Here is a 21,561-nt window from a genome sequence, read left to right on the forward strand (position 1 = left end):
CGCTCGGCTCAGCGTCGCGCGCGCATCATCTCGATGAAACGATCGAACAGCGGGGCGACGTCCTGCGGGCCGGGGCTGGCTTCCGGGTGACCCTGGAAGCTGAAGGCCGGACGGTCGGTGCGCTCGATGCCCTGCAGACTGCCGTCGAACAGCGACTTGTGGGTCGCGCGCAGATGGCTCGGCATACCGGCTTCATCCACCGCGAAGCCATGGTTCTGACTGGTGATCATCACCACACCACTGTCGAGATCCTGCACCGGGTGGTTGGCACCATGGTGACCGTGGCCCATCTTGACCGTGCTCGCACCGGAGGCCAGGGCCAGCAGCTGGTGACCGAGGCAGATGCCGAAGACCGGCGTCTCGGTCTCGAGCACTTCACGAATCGCGGTGATGGCGTAGTCGCAGGGTTCGGGGTCGCCCGGACCGTTGGACAGGAAGATGCCATCCGGGTTGAGCGCCAGCACCTCGGCGGCAGGCGTCTGCGCCGGCACGACGGTCAGACGGCAGCCACGCGAGGCCAGCATGCGCAGGATGTTGTGCTTGACGCCGTAGTCGTAGGCGACCACGTGGAAGGGGCGCTCTGACTCACGGGTGTCGGCGTAGCCTTCTCCCAGGGTCCATTCGCCTTCGTGCCACTCGAATGACTCGCGGCAGGAGGCTTCCTTGGCCAGGTCCATGCCCTTGAGGCCCGGGAAGGCACGAGCGGCTTCCAGCGCACGCTCGACGGCGTCATCTCCCTGAGCATCCTCACCGGCGAGAATGGCGCCGTTCAGCGAGCCCTTCTCGCGCAGGATGCGCGTCAAACGACGCGTATCGATATCCGCGATGCCGACGACATTCTCGTCACGCAGGTACTGATCGAGAGAGCGAGTGGAGCGGAAGTTGCTGGCCAGCAGCGGGAGGTCGCGGATGACCAGGCCGGCGGCCGCGACATGATCGGACTCGTTGTCCTCGTCGTTGATGCCGGTATTGCCGATGTGCGGATACGTCAGAGTGACGATCTGTCGGGTGTAGGAGGGATCGGTCAGGATTTCCTGGTAGCCGGTCATGGCAGTGTTGAACACCACCTCGCCACTGGTCTGCCCATCAGCGCCGATGGCGCTGCCGTGAAATACACTGCCGTCTTCCAAGGCCAGTATCGCGGGTTTGATCAACGCAACGTCCTCCCCTAAGTGTCCACTTTCCTGCCCGGAATCCGCGGTCGAACACCGGACATGCTGCTTGATTGTCGTACTCGGCTGACGCCGAGTCTGGGTCCCGCTGCCACTCTTCCCACGCGCCTTCCCCATGTGAGGAGCGCTCGCCGGAAGCGGCAAATTCAGGCTGCAAAAAAGCGGGACGAAACCGAAAAATCAGGCTTCATCCCGCTTGTTATCATTCTTCGGAATATTGCTTGTCACAGCGGCCCCAAGAGTGCGGCCAAATTGGGTAGAGATTACCCGAATCCTGCGGTGCTGACCACCCCATGACTGCACCGCGAGCGGGCGGCAGTGCCCACCATACGGTCGTTTCGTCACAGCGGTCAGCTTATGGAGCATCGGGAGTGATCGCGAGCCTGTCCCCTGAGTCACCTGCCAGGAACATTTCCCGCCGCAAGGTGCGACAGCCATCACCGCCGACCGACAATATCCTGTCGTCAGTGACAGCTTCCACGATGCGCCCGGAAGCCACTCGAACGCGGCATATCGAGTGCCCGGGGCGCGTTTTCGACCCGAGCCCCCGACGGGACATCACTTGAGACCCAGCACGTCCTGCATGTCATAGCGTCCGACGCCACGCGCTGACAGCCACTCGGCGGCACGCGCCGCGCCCTTGGCGAAGGTCATGCGGCTTGAGGCCTTGTGGGTGATCTCGATGCGCTCGCCTTCGGTGGCGAACATCACGGTATGCTCGCCGACGATGTCACCGGCACGCACGGTGGCGAAGCCGATTTCCTTGTCGGTGCGCGGACCACACTGTCCTTCGCGTGCAAAGACACCGTGGGTCTCGAGATCACGACCGATGGCATGTGCCACCGCCTCGCCCATCGCCAGTGCCGTGCCGGAGGGGGCATCGACCTTGTGGCGGTGGTGCGCCTCGATGATCTCGATGTCATACCCCGCATCCCCCAGTGCCTGGGCTGCCGTTTCCAGCAGCTTCAGCGTCAGATTGACGCCGGAGCTCATGTTGGCGGCAAACACGAAGGGCACGCTGTCGCGATAGCCATCCAGTTGCTCGAGCTGCTCCGGGCTGAAACCGGTCGTGCCGATGACCATGCGCTTGCCGTGCTCCGAGCACAGCGCCAGATTGGCCAGCGTCACCTGCGGCGCGGTGAAATCGATCACGACATCGACGTCATCCACCACGGCGGCCAGACTGTCACTGGCGACCACACCCAGACGCCCCTGCCCCGCCAGCTCGCCGATGTCGGCACCTGCCAGGGAGCTGCCGGCCTCGACGATGCCCGCTGTCAGCGTCAGGCCTTCCACGGCACCGACGGCCTCGACCAACGTGCGTCCCATGCGTCCGGCGACGCCCATGATTGCGATACGGGTCATGCTGACTCCTGCCTGTTGTGGGTCTTGAGGGCAGCCACCCCACGGCGATGATGAGGGTGTGCCACCTGTGCTGTCTCCGCGAGTATATCAGCCGCCTGCAGCGTTGGCTGACGTCATGTATTTGCCCCCGTTACGCGCTAGAGTAGCGGGAGACTGAGTTCCTGCCCGTCCACGTCACTCCCTCTTCACCGCTCAGTTCCCGGAGTCAGCATGTCGCTACTTCATCGTTATGCCATTCGTCGTTGGCGCCTGCTACGCCTCGCGACCCTTGCCACGGCAGTTGCCGGCCTGCTGAGTGCCTGTGGCGTTCACCCGCGCCCCTACTCGCTGGCCTCGCCGGAGCAGATGAGCCAGCTGCCGGAGATCCAGTGGTGCGGCACCCTCAAGCTGCCAGGCAAGTGGCTGGATGGCACCCCCGTCGGCGGCCTGTCCGATATCGGCTGGGACAAGGATGAATCCCTGCTGTACGCCGTGTCGGACCGGGGCTGGCTGCACCGTCTGCGCCTGGCCTTCCGCCATGGGGAGCTGGTCGGCGCCAAGGCACTCAAGACCTATACGCTGCGCGACGAGACCGACATCTCCCTGCAAGGCGCCCTGAGCGATGCCGAAGGCATGCAGCTGCTGAAGGACCACAACGGCCGGCGCGGCGATACCCGTCTGGTCATCAGCTTCGAGCAGCAACCCCGAGTCGAGCACTTCCTGCCCAGCGGACTGGCGATCAGCGAACCCGCCACCCCCGTGGGCGTACGCGGTGCCGCCCCCAACAACGGCATGGAGGCGCTGACCCTGCACCCCGAGTACGGCCTGCTCGCCGGTCTGGAAGCCACCCCGGAGGGCATGGACGAAGGCACCACGCGCCTGTTCACGCTGGATGGCAAGCAGGAATGGCGCTACCCCCTGGCCAGCGACACGGGCTCGAGCCTGACCGCCATGGAGATGCTGCCGGACGGGGACATCCTGATGCTGGAGCGCGCCTTCTCGCCGCCCTATCCGCTGGTCATCAGCCTGCGGCGCGCGCATCTGGGAGAGCCGGGGACGACCGTCGAGGTCCGCACCCTTGCCCGCCTGTCGAGTGGCGAGGGGTGGTCACTGGACAACTTCGAAGGGCTCACGCACCTGGAGGGCAATCGCTTCCTGATGGTCTCGGATGACAACTTCAGCAGCTTCCAGACCACGTTGCTTAGCTGTTTCGCGGTGATCGAGCCCGAGGCCTTCACGCCAGCCTCTCAAGAGTGAAACATCGCCTGACAGCGCATCGCTGATGACATGTCAGGCGAGCCCTGACAATGAAAAAAGCCCCACTCCCGAGTCATCGGGGTGGGGCTTTCGCGTTGCGCATCCGCCAGCGCGGAGGAGAACGAAGACGCAGCCTAGGGCTTCATGTCCTCGAAGAACTTCTTCACGCCATCGAAGAAGCTGTTCTCCTTCGGCGAGTGGCTCTTGCCGGTATCGCCAAGGCTCTGCTGGAACTGGCGCAGCAGCTCCTTCTGCTCCTCGTTCAGGCTGACAGGTGTCTCGATGACCACCTTGCACAGCAGATCGCCGGCAGGGCCACCACGCACCGGCTTGACGCCCTTGCCGCGCAGTCGGAACAACTTGCCCGTCTGGGTCTCGGCCGGAATCTTGAGCACGACACGACCATCCAGCGTCGGGACGTTGAGCTCACCACCGAGCGCTGCATCCACGAAGCTGATCGGCACTTCACACTGCAGGTGACGCCCATCACGCTTGAAGATCTCGTGCTCGCGCAGATTGACCTGAACATACAGATCACCTGACGGCCCGCCGTTGACACCGCCCTCGCCTTCGCCGTTCAGGCGGATGCGGTCACCGGTGTCGACGCCCGGCGGAATCTTGACCGAGAGGGTCTTGGATTCCTGCACGCGGCCTTCGCCGTGACACTTGCGGCACGGCACGCTGATCTTCTCGCCACGCCCGTGGCAGGTCGGACATGCCTGCTCGACCGCGAAGAAGCCCTGCTGCATGCGCACCTTGCCCATGCCGTTGCAGGTCGGGCAGGTTTCCTTGGTGGAACCCGGCTCGGCGCCGTCACCATCACAGTGACCACAGGCAGCCAGACGCGGCACGCGGATGTCGACCGTGGTACCGGCGACCGCCGATTCCAGATCGAGATCAAGGTTGTAGCGCAGGTCGCTGCCACGCTGCGGAGCGTTCGGATTGCGACGGCCACCGCCGCCACCGAAGATGTCACCGAAGACATCGCCGAACACGTCGCCGAAGCCACCGGCACCACCACCAAAGCCACCGCCGCCGAAGCCACCGCCGCCCTGGCCGTCGACACCGGCATGACCGAACTGGTCATAGGCCGCGCGCTTGTCCGCATCGGACAGCACTTCGTAGGCTTCCGACACTTCGCGGAACTTCTCCGCCGAGGCCTCGTCATCCGGATTGCGGTCAGGGTGATGCTTCTGAGCCAGGCGTCGGTACGCCTTCTTGATGTCCTTGGTGTCGGCGCCACGCTCGACACCAAGCACTTCGTAATAATCACGCTTGGACATGGATCAGGTCCGCCTGGATTGCTGGCAGCCCAAGGCTGCCTGTCTGTTCTAGGATATCGGCTGTCACCGACAGCGTGCGCCCACGCGATACGCTACCGGTGCAAACGACAACGCGGGACACCTTCGCAAGGCTCCCGCGCTGTCATCAGACGTCGTTCAAGAGATCCCTCAGGACTTCTTGTCGTCGTTGACTTCCTCGTACTCGGCGTCAACCACGTCGTCGTCTTGCTTCTTGTCAGCCTGACCGTCGCCAGCCTGCTCACCCTGGGCACCCTGCTCGGCGTACATCTTCTGCGCCAGGTTGCCGGAAGCTTCGGTCAGCGAATCCAGCTTGGCCTGGATCGCGTCCTTGTCGTCGCCTTTCAGGGCTTCTTCCAGCTCGGAGATCGCCGTCTCGATGGCTTCCTTCTCGCTGGCTTCGGCCTTGTCACCGGCTTCGGTCAGGGTCTTTCTGGTCGCGTGGATCATGCCATCGGCCTGATTGCGAAGCTGAACCATTTCCTCGAACTTCTTGTCTTCGTCGGCGTTGGCTTCCGCGTCACGCACCATCTGTTCGATCTCTTCGTCGGACAGGCCGCCGGAAGACTTGATGACGATGGACTGTTCCTTGCCGGTGGCCTTGTCCTTGGCGGACACGTTCAGGATACCGTTGGCATCCAGATCGAAGGCGACTTCGATCTGCGGCACACCACGCGGGGCCGGCGGGATGTCAGCCAGGTCGAAGCGACCCAGGGACTTGTTCTGTGCCGCCTGCTTGCGCTCACCCTGCAGGACGTGGATGGTCACCGCGCCCTGGTTGTCGTCAGCAGTGGAGAACACCTGAGACTTCTTGGTCGGGATGGTGGTGTTCTTCTCGATCAGCGGAGTCAGCACGCCACCCATGGTCTCGATGCCCAGCGTCAGCGGCGTCACGTCCAGCAGCAGCACGTCCTTGACGTCGCCACCCAGCACGCCACCTTGGATACCGGCGCCGACGGCGACCGCTTCATCCGGGTTGACGTCCTTGCGCGCTTCCTTGCCGAAGAATTCAGCGACCTTGGACTGCACCAGCGGCATGCGAGTCTGACCACCGACCAGGATGACATCGTCGATCTCGGAAGCGGACAGGCCGGCATCGGCCAGAGCGGTCTGGCACGGCTTCAGGGAGCGAGCGACCAGCTCATCGACCAGCGACTCGAGCTTGGAACGGGTCACCTTGACGTTCAGGTGCTTCGGACCGGTGTTGTCTGCGGTGATGTACGGCAGGTTCACGTCGGTCTGCTGAGCGCTGGACAGCTCGATCTTGGCCTTCTCGGCAGCTTCCTTCAAACGCTGCATGGCGAGATTGTCGCCGGACAGGTCGATGCCGCTGTCGGACTTGAACTGGTCAACGAGGTAGTTGATCAGATGCATGTCGAAATCTTCACCGCCCAGGAAGGTGTCACCGTTGGTGGCGAGCACTTCGAACTGGGTCTCACCGTCGACGTCCGCGACTTCGATGATGGAGATATCGAAGGTACCGCCACCCAGGTCGTAGACCGCGATGGTCTTGTCACCACGAGACTTGTCCATGCCGTAGGCGAGTGCCGCGGCAGTCGGCTCGTTGATGATGCGCTTGACCTCGAGACCCGCGATGCGGCCGGCGTCCTTGGTCGCCTGACGCTGGGAGTCGTTGAAGTAGGCCGGCACGGTGATGACCGCTTCGGTGACTTCTTCACCGAGGTAGTCTTCCGCGGTCTTCTTCATCTTCTTGAGGATTTCCGCACTGATCTGCGGCGGTGCCATCTTCTTGTCCTTCACCTGGACCCAGGCATCGCCATTGTCGGCTTCGACGATCTTGTACGGCACCATCTTGATGTCTTTCTGGACGACATCATCCTTGAACTTGCGACCGATCAGACGCTTGACCGCGAACAGGGTGTTCTCCGGGTTGGTCACTGCCTGACGCTTGGCCGACTGACCGACAAGGATCTCGTTGTCGTCGGTGTAGGCGATGATGGACGGCGTGGTGCGGCCACCTTCAGCGTTTTCGATGACCTTGGTCTTGTCGCCGTCGAGCACTGCCACACAAGAGTTGGTAGTACCCAAGTCAATACCGATGATGCGTCCCATAATCGTATACCTCGAATCTGTTGCTAGCCTGAAAGATGAGTCTGGTTGTCGGTACCTTGTGTCGGCACCTGAACTTGCTTCAATAAGTGGGGTCGCGCGTCAGGCTTTCAAGGGTGTGCTGGCATTTTTTGCCGCCCTGATCCTCCTTGAAGCCCCGCAGGGCGGGCATGTGCCATCACGACACATGCCCTAATGGCCACTCGACCCCGCAGGGCCTCAGTTGGCCTTGCTGACCGCGACCATCGCCGGACGCACCAGGCGACCATTGAGGGTGTAGCCCTTCTGCATCACGTCGATGACGCTGTTCGGCTCGGCATCCGGAGATGGCACCATGGCGACCGCCTGATGGTATTCCGGGTCGAAGGGCTCGCCGTGGGGGTCCAGCTGCTCGACGCCTGACTTGTTCAGGGCATCCAGCTGCATTTTCAAGGTCATCTCGATACCTTCGACATGTGCCTTGGCTGCCTCGTCGTCGCTCATGGACTCAAGCGCCTTCTCGAGCGAGTCCACCACCGGCAGCATTTCCTTGACGAACTTCTCCAGCGCGAACTTGCGAGCCTTCTCGGCATCCTGCTCGGCGCGACGGCGCGCGTTCTGCGCCTCGGCAGCTGAACGCAGCGCCTGGTCCTTCGCCTCCTTCACCGCCTGCTCGAGTTCCTCGACCTGAGCGGCCAGCATCTCGGCTTCCGGATTGTCGATCAGCTCACCTTCGCTTTCGGCGGCGACATCGGTGGCATCCAGTATGTCTTCAATCACTTCGCCTTCCGGAGTTTCCGGCTGCGGCTCGGCGTCGCGAGCGGCACGCTGAAGTTCTTCATCCATCGGGGTCTGCGGATCCTGAGCCATGCTGTTCTCCTGCGGGCCGACGTCTGTGCGCCATTGCCCTGTTCGTGGCCTGCGGAGCCTGCCTCGAGACGACGAAGGCAAACCCCTGAAGACAGGCCATGAGTTGCCTGTAGGGCAGCAAGGCCGCGCCATTGCTGCCGACGATGAGTGTCAGGGCCTTTATATGGGGCCGGCACTCGGCTTCTCAAGCCTTCGATGCGGCTTTTCTGCCAGCTGAGTCCGGCATGGATTGAAGGCCGACGGAGCGTGCTGTATAAAAAGCCATATACACTGTATGTACATCCTGTATGGCGACTCCGTAGTCACCCCCGAAACGGGCAATGATCGGCACGGCGTACGCCCCAGCTTCCCTTCGGAGGTAGTCATGCTGCTACAGCTCGCCATTCAAGATTTCGCCATCGTCGAGACACTGGAACTCGATTTTCGCCGCGGCATGACCGCCATCACCGGCGAGACGGGGGCCGGCAAGTCCATCCTGCTCGGTGCGCTCGGTCTGTGCCTGGGCGAACGTGCCGATGCCGGCAGCGTGCGACACGGCGCGGATCGCGCGGATCTCATCGCACGCTTCGATATCACAAGCCTCAGCGACGCGCGTGAATGGCTGGACGAACGCGAGCTGGGCAGCGACGACTGCCTGCTGCGCCGGGTGATCACCGCCAGCGGACGCTCGAAGGCCTGGATCAACGGCACCCCCTGCACCATCGCGGACCTGCGGGAACTGGGTGAGCACCTGATCGACATCCATTCCCAGCACGCCCACCACTCGCTGTTGAAGGAAGAGACGCACCTGCGTCAGCTCGACGAGTACGCCGGGATCGAGACGCAGGTCACGCAGCTGCGCGAGGACTTCCGCCACTGGCAGGAGGCACATCGCCGCCTCAAGCGCATGAGCAATGATGGCGACGAGGTACGCGCTCGTCGCCAGCTGTTGCGCTATCAGGTCGAGGAGCTTGATGAGCTGGCACTCAGCGAGGGCGAGCTGGAGGCACTGGAGCAGGAGCAGGAAACCCTGGCCAATGCCGAACAGATTCTCAGCGAGGCGCAGGCCGCCGCCGAGTGCTGCGATCATGATGATGAAGGTGCCCTCGCGCGCCTCAATCAGGCCGTGGCGCGACTGACACACCTGCCGGGCAGCGAGCAGGGTTCGCTGGCCAGCGCACTGGGCATGTTGGAAGAGGCACGCATCCAGATAGAAGAAGCGGCACGCGAGCTGAACCGCTTCGTCGAAGTCACCGAACTCGACCCGGAGCGTCTGGCCTTCGTCGATGAGCGCCTTGGGCGCATCCACCAGATCGCCCGCAAGCATCATGTCTTGCCCGAGGAGCTGCATGGCCTGCACCAGCGACTGAGCGAGGAGCTGGAAGGGCTCGGGGGTGACGAGGAGGCCATCGAGGCCCTGCGTCAGGAAGTGGCGGCCCGCCGGGATGCCTGGAAGATCCTGGCTACTGAGGTCGGTACGTCACGAGCCGCTGCCGCCCCTCAGCTGGCCAGCGACATCCAGGATCAACTGGCCTTCCTCGGCATGGGCAAGGCGACGTTCGAGGTTGCCGTCGAGCCACGCGAGCGCCCGCAACCCGAAGGCATGGAGCGCATCCACTTCCGCATCAGTGCCAACCCGGGGCAGCCGCCGCGGGCGCTGGCCAAGGTCGCTTCGGGCGGTGAACTGTCCCGCGTCTCGCTGGCCATTCAGGTGGTGGCCGCCAGTCGCTCGACCATTCCGAGCCTGGTCTTCGATGAAGTGGATGTCGGCATCTCCGGTGCGACCGCCGAGATCGTCGGTCAGCTGCTGCGCCGACTGGGCGACAAGGGTCAGGTGCTGACCGTCACCCACCTGCCTCAGGTCGCGGCCCAGGCGCATCAACATCTGCATATCGAGAAGCAGGCAGAGAAGAACACCACACGTACCCACATGGCACTGCTGGACGAGAGTGGCCGCGTGCGGGAACTGGCACGCATGCTGGGCGGCATTCACCTGTCCGAGCAGACCCTGGCACACGCTCGCGAGATGCTCAGCGCGGCGGACAGCCGTCACTGAGCCCCGACAGGCCGCCTTCCCGACGTCCATTCGTCCAATGAACCTCCTGGCAGTTCGAACGCCAGAAACACCAACGGCCGCCCCTGTGGGGCGGCCGTTGGTGTTTCTGTCCTGCAGCGAACCTTGTCATCCCTGACACAGGCGAGGCCTGAGCATCAGCTGTCGCTCTTGGTGTCCTTGGGACGCACGTAGAGCACCAGCGCATGCTCGACCAGCTCATAGCCATGCTCCTCGACGATCTCGCGCTGGCGGCGCTCGATCTCGGGATCACAGAACTCTATGATCTCGCCGCTGTCCAGACATACCATGTGGTCATGGTGTTCTTCCTGGGACAATTCGAAGACAGCATGGCCGCCATCGAAATTGTGACGCATCACCAGTCCAGCAGTTTCAAACTGGGTGAGCACACGATAAACCGTCGCCAGACCGACATCTTCGCCAGCCTCAAGCAACGCCTTGTACACGTCCTCGGCACTCAGGTGTCGATCCATCGATTTCTCGAGGATCTGCAGGATCTTGACTCGCGGTAGGGTTACCTTGAGTCCCGCCTTGCGCAGTTCATGGTTCTGATCGGCCATGCTGGGGTACTCTTCGCAGTCGCTTGATGTATCAGGTATGATCGGCCAAGGCAAAACGATAGGGAATCTTCAGGGCAAATGCAAAACTTGATCAAAACAGTCGCCTTTTGCAGCGCCCTGTCGCTGCTCACCGGGTGTAGCTACTTCAGCGTCTACAAGCGCGACCTTCCACAGGGCAACCTGATCAAGCCGGAAATGGTCGAGCAATTGAAGCCGGGCATGAGCCGCGAACAGGTCATCTATGTGATGGGTTCACCGCTGCTAACCGCTCCCTTCAGTGAGAATAGCTGGGACTACGTATATCGCCTCAAGAAAGCGGACGGCGAGATCATCAACAAGCGCGTCACGCTGAATTTCGACGGCGATGTGCTTTCCACCATCGACAAGAGCGGCGACATCGACAAGGAAACCGTCATCGTGCCGGACCTCGACATCGACCCGCGTGCCGCACAGCCGAACCGCAACGACAGTGGTGCAGGCGCCGCTGACCTGCCGGACGAGCTGTAAGTCGACCGCCAGCGGGCCCGTCATCGACGGGGCCGGCTGGCGGGAAACGGCATGCCCGCAAGCGCTCGGACGGCAACAGGGACCGAGTCGTGATGACAGACGGGGCACCCCAGGGTGCCCCGTCTTGCGTACGGTCGCCGATGCCCGGTGAGGACACCGCTACTTCTCGGCGCGTGCCTTGTCGGCTCGGCGCTTGCGAGCAAGCTTGGGGTCGTTGATCAAGGCACGGTAGACCTCGACCCGGTCACCGGCATCCAGCACGTGCTCATCGGGCTTGCGCAGCGCCTTGCCGAAGATCCCGAGATCCGCCTCGAGAAAGACCTCGGCGCCCAGTGTCGGGAAATGTTGCTCGAGATGTGCCATGCGTACGGCCTCGCGCGCCGTGGTTCCCGGCGCGACGGCCAGGGAGACGATCTTCTGCTTCTCCGGCAGCGCATAGGCCACCTCGACCGTGATTCTGTCGCTCATGCTTGCTCCTGTCGGACTCACCTTTCAGACCACGTCATCAGGCCTTCTCTACGGCCTTGCCTGTAGCGGACATCAATTCGCGCCGTACAGCTGGTCAGCACGCCGCGTGAACGCCTCGACCATCTGACCGGCGACCTGACTGAACAACTTGCCGAAGGCCATGCCCAGCAGGCGATTGCTGAATTCGAAATCCAGCTCCAGCGAGACCTTGCAGGCATCCTCGCTCAGCGGCGTGAACAGCCAGCGTCCCTCGAGACGCTTGAAAGGGCCGTCGACCAGACTCAACTCTATGCGCTGGGGGGCGAACAGATCATTGCGGGTCACGAAGCTCTGCTCCATGCCCGCCTTGGACAGAGTCAGCCTGCCCACCAGATGGGCGTCATCCTGCTCAAGCAACTGGGCATCACTGCAGCCCGGCAGGAATTCGGGGTAACGCTCGAAATCATTGACCAGATCGAACATCGCCTGGGCCGAGTGCCGAACCAGGGCAGACCGGTTGACCGTAGGCATCTAGCTCTCCGCTGACTTGGATACGCGCCTTGCGTATCATGAACAATGGGCCGGCGCATGAAGTGCCGTCTGGCCTTGAATGGTAACACGCCTCCCCCCATCCAGAAGGATGCGCCAGCTGTCCGTCGGGCAGTGGCAGGAGCACACGACAAACGAGGCAACATGGGCAAGAAAAAGAAACCCCAACAGGGCGGCAACCTGATCGCCCAGAACAAGAAGGCACGCCACGAATACCACATCGAGGAAGCCTTCGAGGCGGGGCTGGTACTGGCAGGCTGGGAGGTCAAGGCGCTACGGGCGGGCAAGGGCCAGCTGACGGACACCTACATCGTGATCAAGAACGGTGAGGCCTGGCTGCTCGGCTGTCATATCCATCCGCTGGAGACGGTCAACACCCACGCGGTGGCGGACCCGCAACGCACGCGCAAGCTGTTGCTGCACAAGAAGCAGATCGCGCGCATCTTCTCGCGCACCCAGGACAAGGGTCACACCTGTGTCCCCATCAAGCTGTACTGGAAGAACGCGATCGTGAAATGCGAGATCGCGCTGGTGGAAGGCAAGAAGATGCATGACAAGCGTGCCACCGAGAAGGACCGTGACTGGAATCGCCAGAAGGCACGAATCCTGCGGGATCGCTGAGACTGTCAGCGCCATGATCACGCGCCGCGCCTGCACCGTTGCGATGTGGGAGACAAGGGCTTTGAATCACGGCAAATCACTGTCAGACCAGAAAAAATTCCTGAGGCCTTGAACTGGCGTAGCACAGTCTCCACCTGTTATGATGACACCGTAGCAAAGCAGCAAGCAGTAACACTGTTATGGGGGCGTTCTGGCATTCGACGCTGGTGGCAAACCCTGAGGTGCATGCCGAGATCGTAACGTATCTCGTAAATAAAACGTTGCAAATATATAGTCGCAAACGACGACAACTACGCTCTAGCTGCATAAGCTGCTCATGATACCGTTGCGCCTGTTCAAGGTGGATTGAGAACGAGCCCGTATAAACAGGATCGTCTTGGCCGACGTCTCTAAGGTCGAGATTAAAACTCAGAGAATCGCATTGCTGCAGCCTGTTCATTGGCGGCAGTCGTGTTAAATCAAATAATGAAACTAAGCATGTAGAGCCGAAGGCGGAGTGCCGGCGGACACGGGTTCGACTCCCGTCGCCTCCACCATATCCGTGACAAGAAGGCCTCCCCTCGGGGAGGCCTTCTTGTTTTCTGCTGTCTGATATTCCGCGCGCCGAGTCGTGCCAGGCGCTCTCAGGTAGCACTGCCACTCAGGCGCTCGTCCGTGCGCCGCACGCCGATCAACAGCGGGGTACCGGTCTCGGGGTCAGGAATCAGCCGGCATTCGACACCGTAGAGCTTGCGCACCAGCGCCGGTGTCACCACTTCGGAGGGCGGACCTTCCGCGACCACGCTGCCCGCATGCATCGCCACGAGGTGGTCGGCATAGCGACAGGCACTGGCCAGGTCATGCACCACCATCACGATGGTCTTGCCTTCCTCGTGGGCCAGCCGCTGGATCAGTTCGAAGACCTCGATCTGATGGCCGAGATCCAGCGCCGAGGTCGGCTCATCCAGCAACAGCAGCGGCGTCTGCTGCGCCAGCGCCATCGCGATCCAGGCACGCTGACGCTGGCCACCGGACATGGAGGCCAGCTCACGGTCGGCCAGACTCTCGATGTCAGCGGCCGCGATCGCCGCCGAGACCACCACCTGATCCTCCTGCGACCACTGACGGAAGGCTCCCTGATGCGGCTGGCGACCGAAGCGCACCAGCTCATGCACCGTCACGCCTTCCGGCGAGTGCGTCTCCTGGGGCAGCAACGCGATGCGCTGCGCGACATCACGGCGCCCGAGACGCCGTATGTCCTGGCCCTCCAGCAATACCGCGCCGGCATGCGGTGCCTGCAGGCGAGCCAGACCGGCCAGCAGCGTGGACTTGCCACAGCCGTTGGGCCCGACGATGGCCGTCACCTTGCCATCCGGCAGCGCCAGCGTCAGCGCATCGATCACGGCCACATGCCGCTGTCCGCTGCCATACCCCAGCGACAGCTCACTGGCCTTGAGAGTGGCGTCCACGGCGTCCCCGCAGCGTGGATGATGTTCAGCGCTCATGGCGCATTCTCCTGAAACGATGACCCTCGTGACCCGATTGGTCCGCGAGGGCTGCGGGCGACTCTCATGTCATTGATGCAGACATGTCAGCCACACGATGAATGGGGGCATCGGCCGGACAGGACAGCCTGACTAGCGCGGGCTGCGCAGCAGGATCCACAGCAGATAGGGGCTGCCGACCACCGCCATCACGATACCGACCGGAATCTCGAGAGGTGACAGCAACGTGCGTCCCGCGAGGTCCGCCAGCACCATCACCAGCGCCCCTGCCAATGCCGAACCCAGCAAGGGCACTCCCTTGTGGCGCGACAGGTAGCGGGCGATCTCGGGACCGACCAACGCCACCATGCCCACCGGGCCGGCCACGGCCACCGCGGCGGCCGTCAGCAGTACCGAGAGCCACAGCGTCGCCATGCGCACACGGGCGACATGCTGACCAAGTCCGATGGCGACAGAATCGGTAAAGCGCAGCGTATTGAGCCCTCGCCCCAGCCACAACGCCGCCGGCACCGCCAGCAGCAAGGCAATCCCCAGCCATTCGAGCGAGGAGGCATCCCGTGCGTTGAGGCTCCCCACCGTCCACGGATAGGCGCTGTTGGCGACATCGATGGACACCCGCGCCAGCATCAGCTGGGTACCGGCACCGAACAGCGCCCCGACGCCGATCCCCGCGACCAGGAAGCGATAGCCGCGCGTGCCGATGCCACCGGAAAGCCCGAAGGCCAGCGCCGTGGCGACCACGGCGCCGCTCAGTGCCATCGCCGGTGGCGCCAGCGAGGCGCCGAGCCCGACGACGGAGGCAACCGCAAAGGCGGTCGCGCCATTGTCGATGCCGATGATGCCCGGCGTGGCGAGACGGTTGCTGGCCAGTGTCTGCATCAGACAGCCAGCCAACGAGAAGGCGGCGCCCGTTCCGAGGCCGGCCAGCAGTCTCGGCAGCCGCAGCTCCCGGACCACGAAGACATCGGCGAATTCACCATGGCCGAACGCGGCCTTCAGGGCGGCGTAGGGGCCCAGGCCCGCGCTGCCCAGCATCAAGGCGGCCACGCAGGCACTCAGCAGTGCCAGCAGCAGACCGAGGTTGGCCAGCAATGGGGCCCGATGCCACAGCAACGACAGGGGCCCGCAGCGCCACCAGAACGTATCGGCCGGTGCCGTGGCGACAGGGCATGATGCCTGGCGCCGAGGCACCCCGGCATCAGAAGAGGCCGATGAAGAAGGAGCGGAGCGATACATGGGCGTTTCCGGGTTATCTGTCATGAAGAACGGCGCATTGAAGCCTGACTCACAGAATCGGCAGGCGACGAGCGCGCACCACGGCAATCAGTACCGGCGCGCCCAGCAGCGTGGTCAGCACGCCCAGCGGCAACTCGGAAGGACGAACGAGCAGACGCGAGACCACGTCGGCGCTCACCAGCATCACCACGCCCAGCGGCAGGCACAACCACAAGGTGCGGCGGATATCCGCGCCACACAGCGCACGCGCGACATAAGGCACGGCCAGTCCCACGAAGGCGATCGGCCCCGCGAGGGCCGTGGCGGCCCCGACCAGCAACGCGACCACCAGTACCGTCAGCTTGCGCACGCGCCCCGGGTGATGGCCAAGTCCACTGGCCACCGCCTCTCCCAGCGCCAATGCCGCCAGCGGCCTGACCAGCCACAGCGTCAACGCGAGGGCGAGCATGAGGCTCGGCAGGCTGCCACCCAGCGCCTCCAGCGAACGCCCTGCCAGACTGCCGATGACCCAGAAACGGATCTCGTCTGCCGCGCGCTGGTCGATCAGCAATACCAGCGACGTGAGAGCCACCAGCAGGCTGGAAAGCGCTGCACCGGCCAGTACCAGGCGCACGGGGTCCTGGCGTGCACCACTCAGCCGCACCGTGCTCATCACGAACAGGCAGCCCAGCAAGGCGCCAGCCTGAGCCACCAGCACATGCAGGCCTGCGGCCTCCATCCCCAGCAACAGGGCGATGGCGACGGCAAAGGCCGCGCCTGCGCTGACACCCAGCAGCCCCGGCTCCGCCAGGGGATTGCGTGCGACCACCTGCATCAATGCGCCGCCGCAGGCCAGCATCATGCCCACGGCGATGCCGATCACGGTACGCGGTGCACGCAGCTCGGTGACCACGAAGCGGGCCTCCTCGCTGCCCTGCCCCATCAATACCGCCCACGCCTGGGCAGGGCCGATATCTCCCGCGCCCCACAACAGACTGGCCAGGCAGGCCAGTACCGCCGCCAGACACGCCACTGGCATGACCTGCCCCAACGACAGACGCCCGGCGACCTTGCGGGTCGCCGGGCGAAGAGCTGTCTGTGGGGAGCCAGGCCGTGAGGACGCTCCTTCAGCCGCCATGCTGCCTCCCGACCTGACGGCATGACGCCTGATGAGTCGAGACGGGCCAGTCCCGCTTACCCATCACTGCGCGCCTGCTCGATGTCCTTGAGCAGCGCCTCGGCCGCCAGCGGGCCACTGGCACTGGTCCACAACTGACCATTGACGCCGACCAGACTGTCACGCGATGCGTGCTCGAGACGCTGGAAGGCCGGCTCCTTCGCCAGGGCGTCAGCGGCAGCCTCAGAGGAATCATCCAGGGTCGCCAGGAAGAGTGTGTCGGCATCGATGCGCGCCATGTTCTCATCGCTCAGCGGGTCGGAGTGCGGACGCCCCGGCTTGACCAGATCCCCGCCCACCAGCTGATAGCCGGTCGCGGCGAGCAAGCCGGTCGCGAACAGCTCATCGGACATCGCCATCAGGCCACCCGGCATGCGACGCACCAGGCTGGCAGTCTGCGGTGTAGTCATCTCGGCCTTCAGGCGCGCCGCGTGAGCGTCGATGGCGGCCAGACGCGCCTCGAGCTCCGCTTCGGCCTCTTCCCCGAGCGCCAGGGCATAGACTCGGCTCTGCTGCTTCCAGGCCTCCCGGCTGAGCGCCTCCCCGCCTGGCACGATGGTCGGCGCCAGACGCGACATCAGCTGATATTGCGCCTTGTCCAGCCCCGGGGGAGCCAGAATCATGTCCGGCTTGAGCGCCACGATGGCCTCGAGATTGAACTCTCGCGGTGTACCGACGATCTCGATCTCCGGCACCCGAGATTGGAGATAGCTGGCCACGCCATCACCGCCGCGCGTGGTGACCGCGCCCAGCGGCGTCACCTCGCTGGCGACCGCCACATCCAATGCCCCTTCATAGAGCGTGACCACGCGCTGCGGAGTGCCCTCGAGCTCCAGTTCACCATAGGCGGTCTGGACCTCACGAGCCTCGGCAGACACCGTGGCTCCCATCAACACGACCGCCAGTGACGCCATCAGCCCACGACGCAGGCGGGACAGGGCAGGAACAGCAAACACATGGGAAGAGTGGGTCATTCGTTTCTCCAGGGAGCGAATATCAGAGCGGCGAGATCGGATGGTAATAATAATTGATCGCAACAATACCGCCTGTCCAGCCATCGGGCCACATCAGTTCCTGCAACGCGACATTGCAACAATCCGGTGAGCAAGGCTTGAAGGATGCGCAGCGCTGCCGCAGGCTGTGGCGCTGAAGAATCTCTCGCATACCGTCATCGGGGGTTGGGTTACCTGCAATCGCCCCGATAACACAGGAGAGTGCGTGCGCGGGATGCGCACATCACGCTCCCACATCCAATCGACAGCGCCTGACGTATGACGTGGCCATGCCGATGTCCAAAAGGCGCAGACGCTCAGCTATCCGGGTGCCTCCGAGTCACCTCAGGGAGCCCGCATGACTCGACTCCATCTCCATCCGACATTCACCAGACAGGAGAAGCCATCAGTGGCGACCCCGATCCCCCCCCACTCCCCTCCCGCGCAAACCGCAACGTCATCGATCGCCTCGCGCCTGAGTGCCGGCTGGTTACAGGGCCTGATGGCACTGGCGATCATGCTGTGCCTCAGCGTCAGTGGCCTGGCGCATGCCGCCCCCGCCAGCGATGCTGACGCCGCCAGCTCGTCCTATGAGAGTCTGGCGACGTTGCTCGAGGACCCCGACCAGCGTGAGGCACTGATTGAAGGCTTGCGCCAGCTGGACAGCAAGACGAGCGAACAGGCAGCCGAGGTGGCGGGGACGGAAGTCACGCTGAGCGAGGACTCACCGTCACTGTCTCGCCAGCTGGCCGAGATCAGCCAGGAGCTTGTCGCAGAGCTTTCCGCCACTCTGGACCGCATGATCCAGACGCTCAGCGGCCTCGGCAGTGAAGATGCCAGCAGCATCGACTGGGAGCGCTTCATGACCGAAGCCATCAGTCTGGGGCTGGTGGTCATCTCCACCATCGGGCTGTTCCTGATCCTGCGCCGGCTGGCCCATCCGCTCTTCAGTCGCGTCAGCCAATGGTCGCTGGATGGTCAGCACCGCAGCCCGCTGCTGCGCACCCTGATGGCAGTGATCATCGCGGCGATCGTCGACGTGGCCGTGATCGGTCTGGCGTTCCTGGGGGGCTATCTGCTGGCCATCTTCGCCTATGGCGAACAGGGCGTGATAGGACAGCGCGAGTCGATGTTCCTGAATGCCTATCTGGTGATCGAGCTGGTCAAGGCCTTGATGCGCATGCTGTTCTCCTCCGGCTACCAGGGCCTGCGCCTGATGCCGATGCGAGATGAGGTCGCCCGCTACTGGAATCGCTCACTGGCATTGCTCGCCGGCTTCATCGGCTACGGTATCCTCGTCGTGGTACCGATGATCAACAACAATCTGGCACCGGCCGTGGGCAGCTTCGTCAGCCTGCTGATCATGGGTATCGCGCTGATCTGGGCCATCGTGGTCATCAGCCGTAACCGTGTTCTGCTGCGTGACCGCCTGCTCGATCAGGCCCGCGAGACCCACAATGCCTTCATCGCCGTCTGCCTGCGCATTCTGGCGCGTACCTGGCACCTGATCGCGCTGGCCTACTTCGCGACCCTGTTCATCATCTCGCAGACGACACCGGAAGAGGCGCTGCCCTTCATGATGGCCGCGACGCTCAAGACGCTGCTCGCCATCGGTGGCGGGGCACTGCTGTCTCGCGTGCTGACGCAGCTGATCGGCAAGCGCATCCAGGTGTCCGACAAGCTGCGTGGTCAGCTGCCGATGCTGGAGACGCGCCTCAACTCCTACATCCCGACCGCACTGCGCATCATGCGCGCCATCATCCTGGTCGTCGTGGTCGGCATGGTGCTGAATGCCTGGAGCATCGTGGCGCTTGGCGACTGGCTGGCAACGGACGCCGGGGCCCTGCTGCTGTCACGCATCTTCCATGTGCTGTTCATCCTCGCCTTCGCGGTCGTGATCTGGGTCGGCATCGCCAGCCTGATCGAGCACAAGCTCAATCCGGATACCGGCAAGGGCAAGCCCTCCTCACGCGTGGAAACCCTGCTGGCACTGTTCCGCAATGCCATCGCCATCGCGATGATCGTCTTCACCGCGATGATCGTGCTGTCGGAGATCGGCATCGACATCGCGCCGCTGCTGGCCGGTGCCGGGGTGCTCGGTCTGGCGATCGGTTTCGGGGCCCAGAAGATGGTGCAGGACATCATCACCGGCGTGTTCATCCAGCTCGAGAATGCCATCAACACCGGTGACGTGGTCACCGCCGGTGGCGTGACCGGGACGGCGGAACGCCTGACCATCCGCTCGGTGGGCATCCGCGATCTGTCCGGCACCTTCCATATCGTGCCGTTCTCCTCGGTGGATACCGTCTCCAATTACATGCGTGACTTCGCCTACCATGTCGGCGAGTACGGCATTTCCTACCGCGAGAACGTCGATCACGCCATCGTGCACCTGCGTGCGGCCTTCGATGAACTCCAGGAAAGCAGTTATGGCGCGGAGATTCTCGAGCCGGTCACCATCGCTGGCGTCTCGTCGCTCGCCGACAGCTCGGTCAACATCCGTGTGATGATCAAGACCAGCCCGGGCAACCAGTGGGCCATCGGCCGCGAGTACAACAAGCTCGTGAAGCAGCACTTCGACGCCGCCGGCATCGAGATCCCGTTCCCGCACATGACCATGTACTTCGGTCAGGACAAGGACGGTGGTGCGCCGCCGGCCAACGTTCGCACCATGCATGAACCATTCGTGATCGATGGCTCCGCCGCCGGTCAGCCGAAGACTCCCGAGCAGCGTGAGGCCGCCGCCAAGGTGGCTCAGCGTCGCGAGGAGACCCCGCTGACCCGCCATGCCACCAAGGACGGCGAAGTCGTGGATGCCGAGGAACAGCGCATCCGTCAGACCACCCAACCGGATGCCGACGGCGACTGATCGCGCGCCCGGGGTATCCCGACACGGCTGCCTGCGATGGGCGCCGGACTGAAACGAAAACGCCCCCGAGCCAATGGCTCGGGGGCGTTTTCATGTGCGGGCGTAAACCGATGCCTCACACCTCATGCGCGAGGCTGGCTCAGGAGCCGGTGCCCCACAGGCCAGACAGTGAGCTCAGCAGCGTCGAGCTGACACCTTCGCCACCCATGTAGCTGAGCAGCACCGGCGCGAACTGGGACACCATGCTGCTGTCCATGCCCAGCGCGGAGAAGGCGCTGTCCAGAGACGCACTGTCATCGACATTGCCGACGGTGCTGGCCAATGCCGTGGCATTGTCATTGCCGCTCAGGCTGGCAAGGCTGGACAGGGTCGAGAGAGAGCTGCTGCTGGTCAGGCTGGACAGCTGCGGCACTTCACTGGACAGCTCGGAGGTCGCGCTGGAACCCAGCTGGGACTGAGCCAGTGCCAGCATGGCAGCGGAGCCACCCAGCGCCTGGGTGGAAGACACGCCCAGCTGGGAGGTCAGGCTAGACATCAGGTCGGCTGCCGGCAGGGACTGGCCCGTCTGGCTGCTCAGCATGCTGCTGGCCAGGCTCATCATGGAGCTGGAGGAGCTGGAGGAGCTGGAGGAACTGGCGGTGTTGCCAGAAGAGCTGTTGCCGGTAGCGGCACAGCCGGCAAGTGACACGGCCAGTACGGAGGCGCCCATCAGGGCCAGGGACTTTTGCAACATGCAGACTCCATTATGTCTTGGGGATAAGCCGAACAAGGCTCAGGAATGGCCTGCCGTGACGGCAGATCATTCATCACGCGGAATCATCGCACGGAGGAAATGCCGACAGCCAGCGCCATGGGTGCCCAGCGCCCCACGGCGGGCATGGATCGCCGGTTGCAGGGTCTGCAACCCCGAGTCTTGCAGGGCCGCCCGAGACCGCTACCGGCTCAGACCCGCACCACCACGGAGGGGGAAAAGCGCCATCTGACAGGCAAAAAGAAGGGTATCCCGTCACGCCATGGCATGAACGCGGATACCCGGAGAGTAACCAATGTCCACCGACCAGAGACCTGGCCGGCGGCAGTTTTTCATCTTCTCG

Annotated in this window: 18 protein-coding genes and 1 other RNA gene; 6 read left to right on the plus strand and 13 right to left on the minus strand. The window is 63.6% G+C overall.

Features of this window, described 5'->3' with window-relative positions:
• Positions 1 to 8 precede the first annotated feature (8 nt).
• Complete coding sequence (carA, locus tag BFX80_RS16860) at positions 9 to 1,154, minus strand: glutamine-hydrolyzing carbamoyl-phosphate synthase small subunit (RefSeq protein ID WP_127736515.1); 1,146 nt, start codon at positions 1,152 to 1,154, stop codon at positions 9 to 11.
• A 576-nt stretch (positions 1,155 to 1,730) separates the two neighbouring features.
• Positions 1,731 to 2,537 carry a 4-hydroxy-tetrahydrodipicolinate reductase gene (dapB, locus tag BFX80_RS16865; protein WP_084209490.1) on the minus strand — a complete coding sequence of 269 codons (807 nt, stop codon included), beginning with the start codon at positions 2,535 to 2,537 and terminating at the stop codon, positions 1,731 to 1,733.
• Positions 2,538 to 2,747: 210 nt separating this feature from the next.
• Here dapB and BFX80_RS16870 point away from each other — a divergent pair, with 210 nt between their 5' ends.
• Positions 2,748 to 3,773: an esterase-like activity of phytase family protein gene (locus BFX80_RS16870; protein WP_084209491.1), complete on the plus strand. Its 1,026-nt coding sequence runs from the start codon at positions 2,748 to 2,750 to the stop codon at positions 3,771 to 3,773.
• 134 nt (positions 3,774 to 3,907) lie between these two features.
• On the opposite strand, the gene dnaJ is transcribed toward BFX80_RS16870, so the two are convergent.
• From dnaJ to grpE, 3 genes are all read right to left on the minus strand, one after another.
• Positions 3,908 to 5,056 (minus strand): molecular chaperone DnaJ, encoded by a 1,149-nt coding sequence (gene dnaJ / locus BFX80_RS16875; protein ID WP_077379510.1) that lies wholly within the window; start codon positions 5,054 to 5,056, stop codon positions 3,908 to 3,910.
• A gap of 168 nt (positions 5,057 to 5,224) precedes the next feature.
• Complete coding sequence (gene dnaK / locus BFX80_RS16880) at positions 5,225 to 7,147, minus strand: molecular chaperone DnaK (RefSeq protein ID WP_084209492.1); 1,923 nt, start codon at positions 7,145 to 7,147, stop codon at positions 5,225 to 5,227.
• A 216-nt stretch (positions 7,148 to 7,363) separates the two neighbouring features.
• A complete protein-coding gene (gene grpE / locus BFX80_RS16885) occupies positions 7,364 to 7,993 on the minus strand; it encodes a nucleotide exchange factor GrpE (RefSeq protein WP_077379514.1) in 630 nt (209 codons plus the stop codon).
• A gap of 364 nt (positions 7,994 to 8,357) precedes the next feature.
• On the opposite strand from grpE, the gene recN reads away from it, so the two are divergent.
• Complete coding sequence (gene recN / locus BFX80_RS16890; RefSeq protein ID WP_077379980.1) at positions 8,358 to 10,028, plus strand: DNA repair protein RecN; 1,671 nt, start codon at positions 8,358 to 8,360, stop codon at positions 10,026 to 10,028.
• Between the two features lie 155 nt (positions 10,029 to 10,183).
• Here the strand turns inward: recN and fur are convergent, their stop codons facing one another.
• On the minus strand, positions 10,184 to 10,606 hold the full coding sequence (gene fur / locus BFX80_RS16895; RefSeq protein ID WP_077379516.1) for a ferric iron uptake transcriptional regulator: 423 nt from the start codon (positions 10,604 to 10,606) through the stop codon (positions 10,184 to 10,186).
• Positions 10,607 to 10,684: 78 nt separating this feature from the next.
• On the opposite strand from fur, the gene BFX80_RS16900 reads away from it, so the two are divergent.
• Positions 10,685 to 11,113, plus strand: a complete 429-nt coding sequence (locus BFX80_RS16900; protein WP_077379518.1) for an outer membrane protein assembly factor BamE — start codon at positions 10,685 to 10,687, stop codon at positions 11,111 to 11,113.
• Positions 11,114 to 11,272: 159 nt separating this feature from the next.
• On the opposite strand, the gene BFX80_RS16905 is transcribed toward BFX80_RS16900, so the two are convergent.
• On the minus strand, positions 11,273 to 11,581 hold the full coding sequence (locus BFX80_RS16905) for an RnfH family protein (RefSeq protein WP_077379521.1): 309 nt from the start codon (positions 11,579 to 11,581) through the stop codon (positions 11,273 to 11,275).
• A 72-nt stretch (positions 11,582 to 11,653) separates the two neighbouring features.
• Positions 11,654 to 12,091 carry a type II toxin-antitoxin system RatA family toxin gene (locus tag BFX80_RS16910; protein ID WP_077379522.1) on the minus strand — a complete coding sequence of 146 codons (438 nt, stop codon included), beginning with the start codon at positions 12,089 to 12,091 and terminating at the stop codon, positions 11,654 to 11,656.
• 162 nt (positions 12,092 to 12,253) lie between these two features.
• Here BFX80_RS16910 and smpB point away from each other — a divergent pair, with 162 nt between their 5' ends.
• Together smpB and ssrA are read left to right on the plus strand one after the other, a co-directional pair.
• Complete coding sequence (smpB, locus tag BFX80_RS16915; protein WP_077379524.1) at positions 12,254 to 12,730, plus strand: SsrA-binding protein SmpB; 477 nt, start codon at positions 12,254 to 12,256, stop codon at positions 12,728 to 12,730.
• A 181-nt stretch (positions 12,731 to 12,911) separates the two neighbouring features.
• Positions 12,912 to 13,266, plus strand: a transfer-messenger RNA (tmRNA) gene (gene ssrA, locus BFX80_RS16920).
• 87 nt (positions 13,267 to 13,353) lie between these two features.
• Here ssrA and BFX80_RS16925 read toward each other — a convergent pair.
• From BFX80_RS16925 to BFX80_RS16940, 4 genes are all read right to left on the minus strand, one after another.
• Positions 13,354 to 14,214: an ABC transporter ATP-binding protein gene (locus tag BFX80_RS16925; protein ID WP_084209493.1), complete on the minus strand. Its 861-nt coding sequence runs from the start codon at positions 14,212 to 14,214 to the stop codon at positions 13,354 to 13,356.
• Between the two features lie 132 nt (positions 14,215 to 14,346).
• Positions 14,347 to 15,450 (minus strand): FecCD family ABC transporter permease, encoded by a 1,104-nt coding sequence (locus tag BFX80_RS16930; RefSeq protein WP_077379528.1) that lies wholly within the window; start codon positions 15,448 to 15,450, stop codon positions 14,347 to 14,349.
• Positions 15,451 to 15,499: 49 nt separating this feature from the next.
• The gene (locus BFX80_RS16935) at positions 15,500 to 16,468 is read right to left on the minus strand and encodes a FecCD family ABC transporter permease (protein WP_077379982.1); all 969 of its coding nucleotides are present in this window, start codon (positions 16,466 to 16,468) and stop codon (positions 15,500 to 15,502) included.
• A gap of 155 nt (positions 16,469 to 16,623) precedes the next feature.
• Entirely contained in the window at positions 16,624 to 17,580 is a 957-nt protein-coding gene (locus tag BFX80_RS16940) for an ABC transporter substrate-binding protein (protein ID WP_077379531.1), read from the minus strand.
• A gap of 427 nt (positions 17,581 to 18,007) precedes the next feature.
• Between BFX80_RS16940 and ybiO the strand changes: the two genes are divergently transcribed.
• Positions 18,008 to 20,467: a mechanosensitive channel protein gene (gene ybiO, locus BFX80_RS16945; protein WP_167593067.1), complete on the plus strand. Its 2,460-nt coding sequence runs from the start codon at positions 18,008 to 18,010 to the stop codon at positions 20,465 to 20,467.
• Positions 20,468 to 20,606: 139 nt separating this feature from the next.
• Here ybiO and BFX80_RS16950 read toward each other — a convergent pair whose 3' ends face one another.
• Complete coding sequence (locus BFX80_RS16950) at positions 20,607 to 21,200, minus strand: DUF2780 domain-containing protein (protein ID WP_084209495.1); 594 nt, start codon at positions 21,198 to 21,200, stop codon at positions 20,607 to 20,609.
• Between the last annotated feature and the right edge of the window lie 361 nt (positions 21,201 to 21,561).

The sequence above is a fragment of the Cobetia marina genome, from assembly GCF_001720485.1.
Taxonomy (GTDB): domain Bacteria; phylum Pseudomonadota; class Gammaproteobacteria; order Pseudomonadales; family Halomonadaceae; genus Cobetia; species Cobetia marina.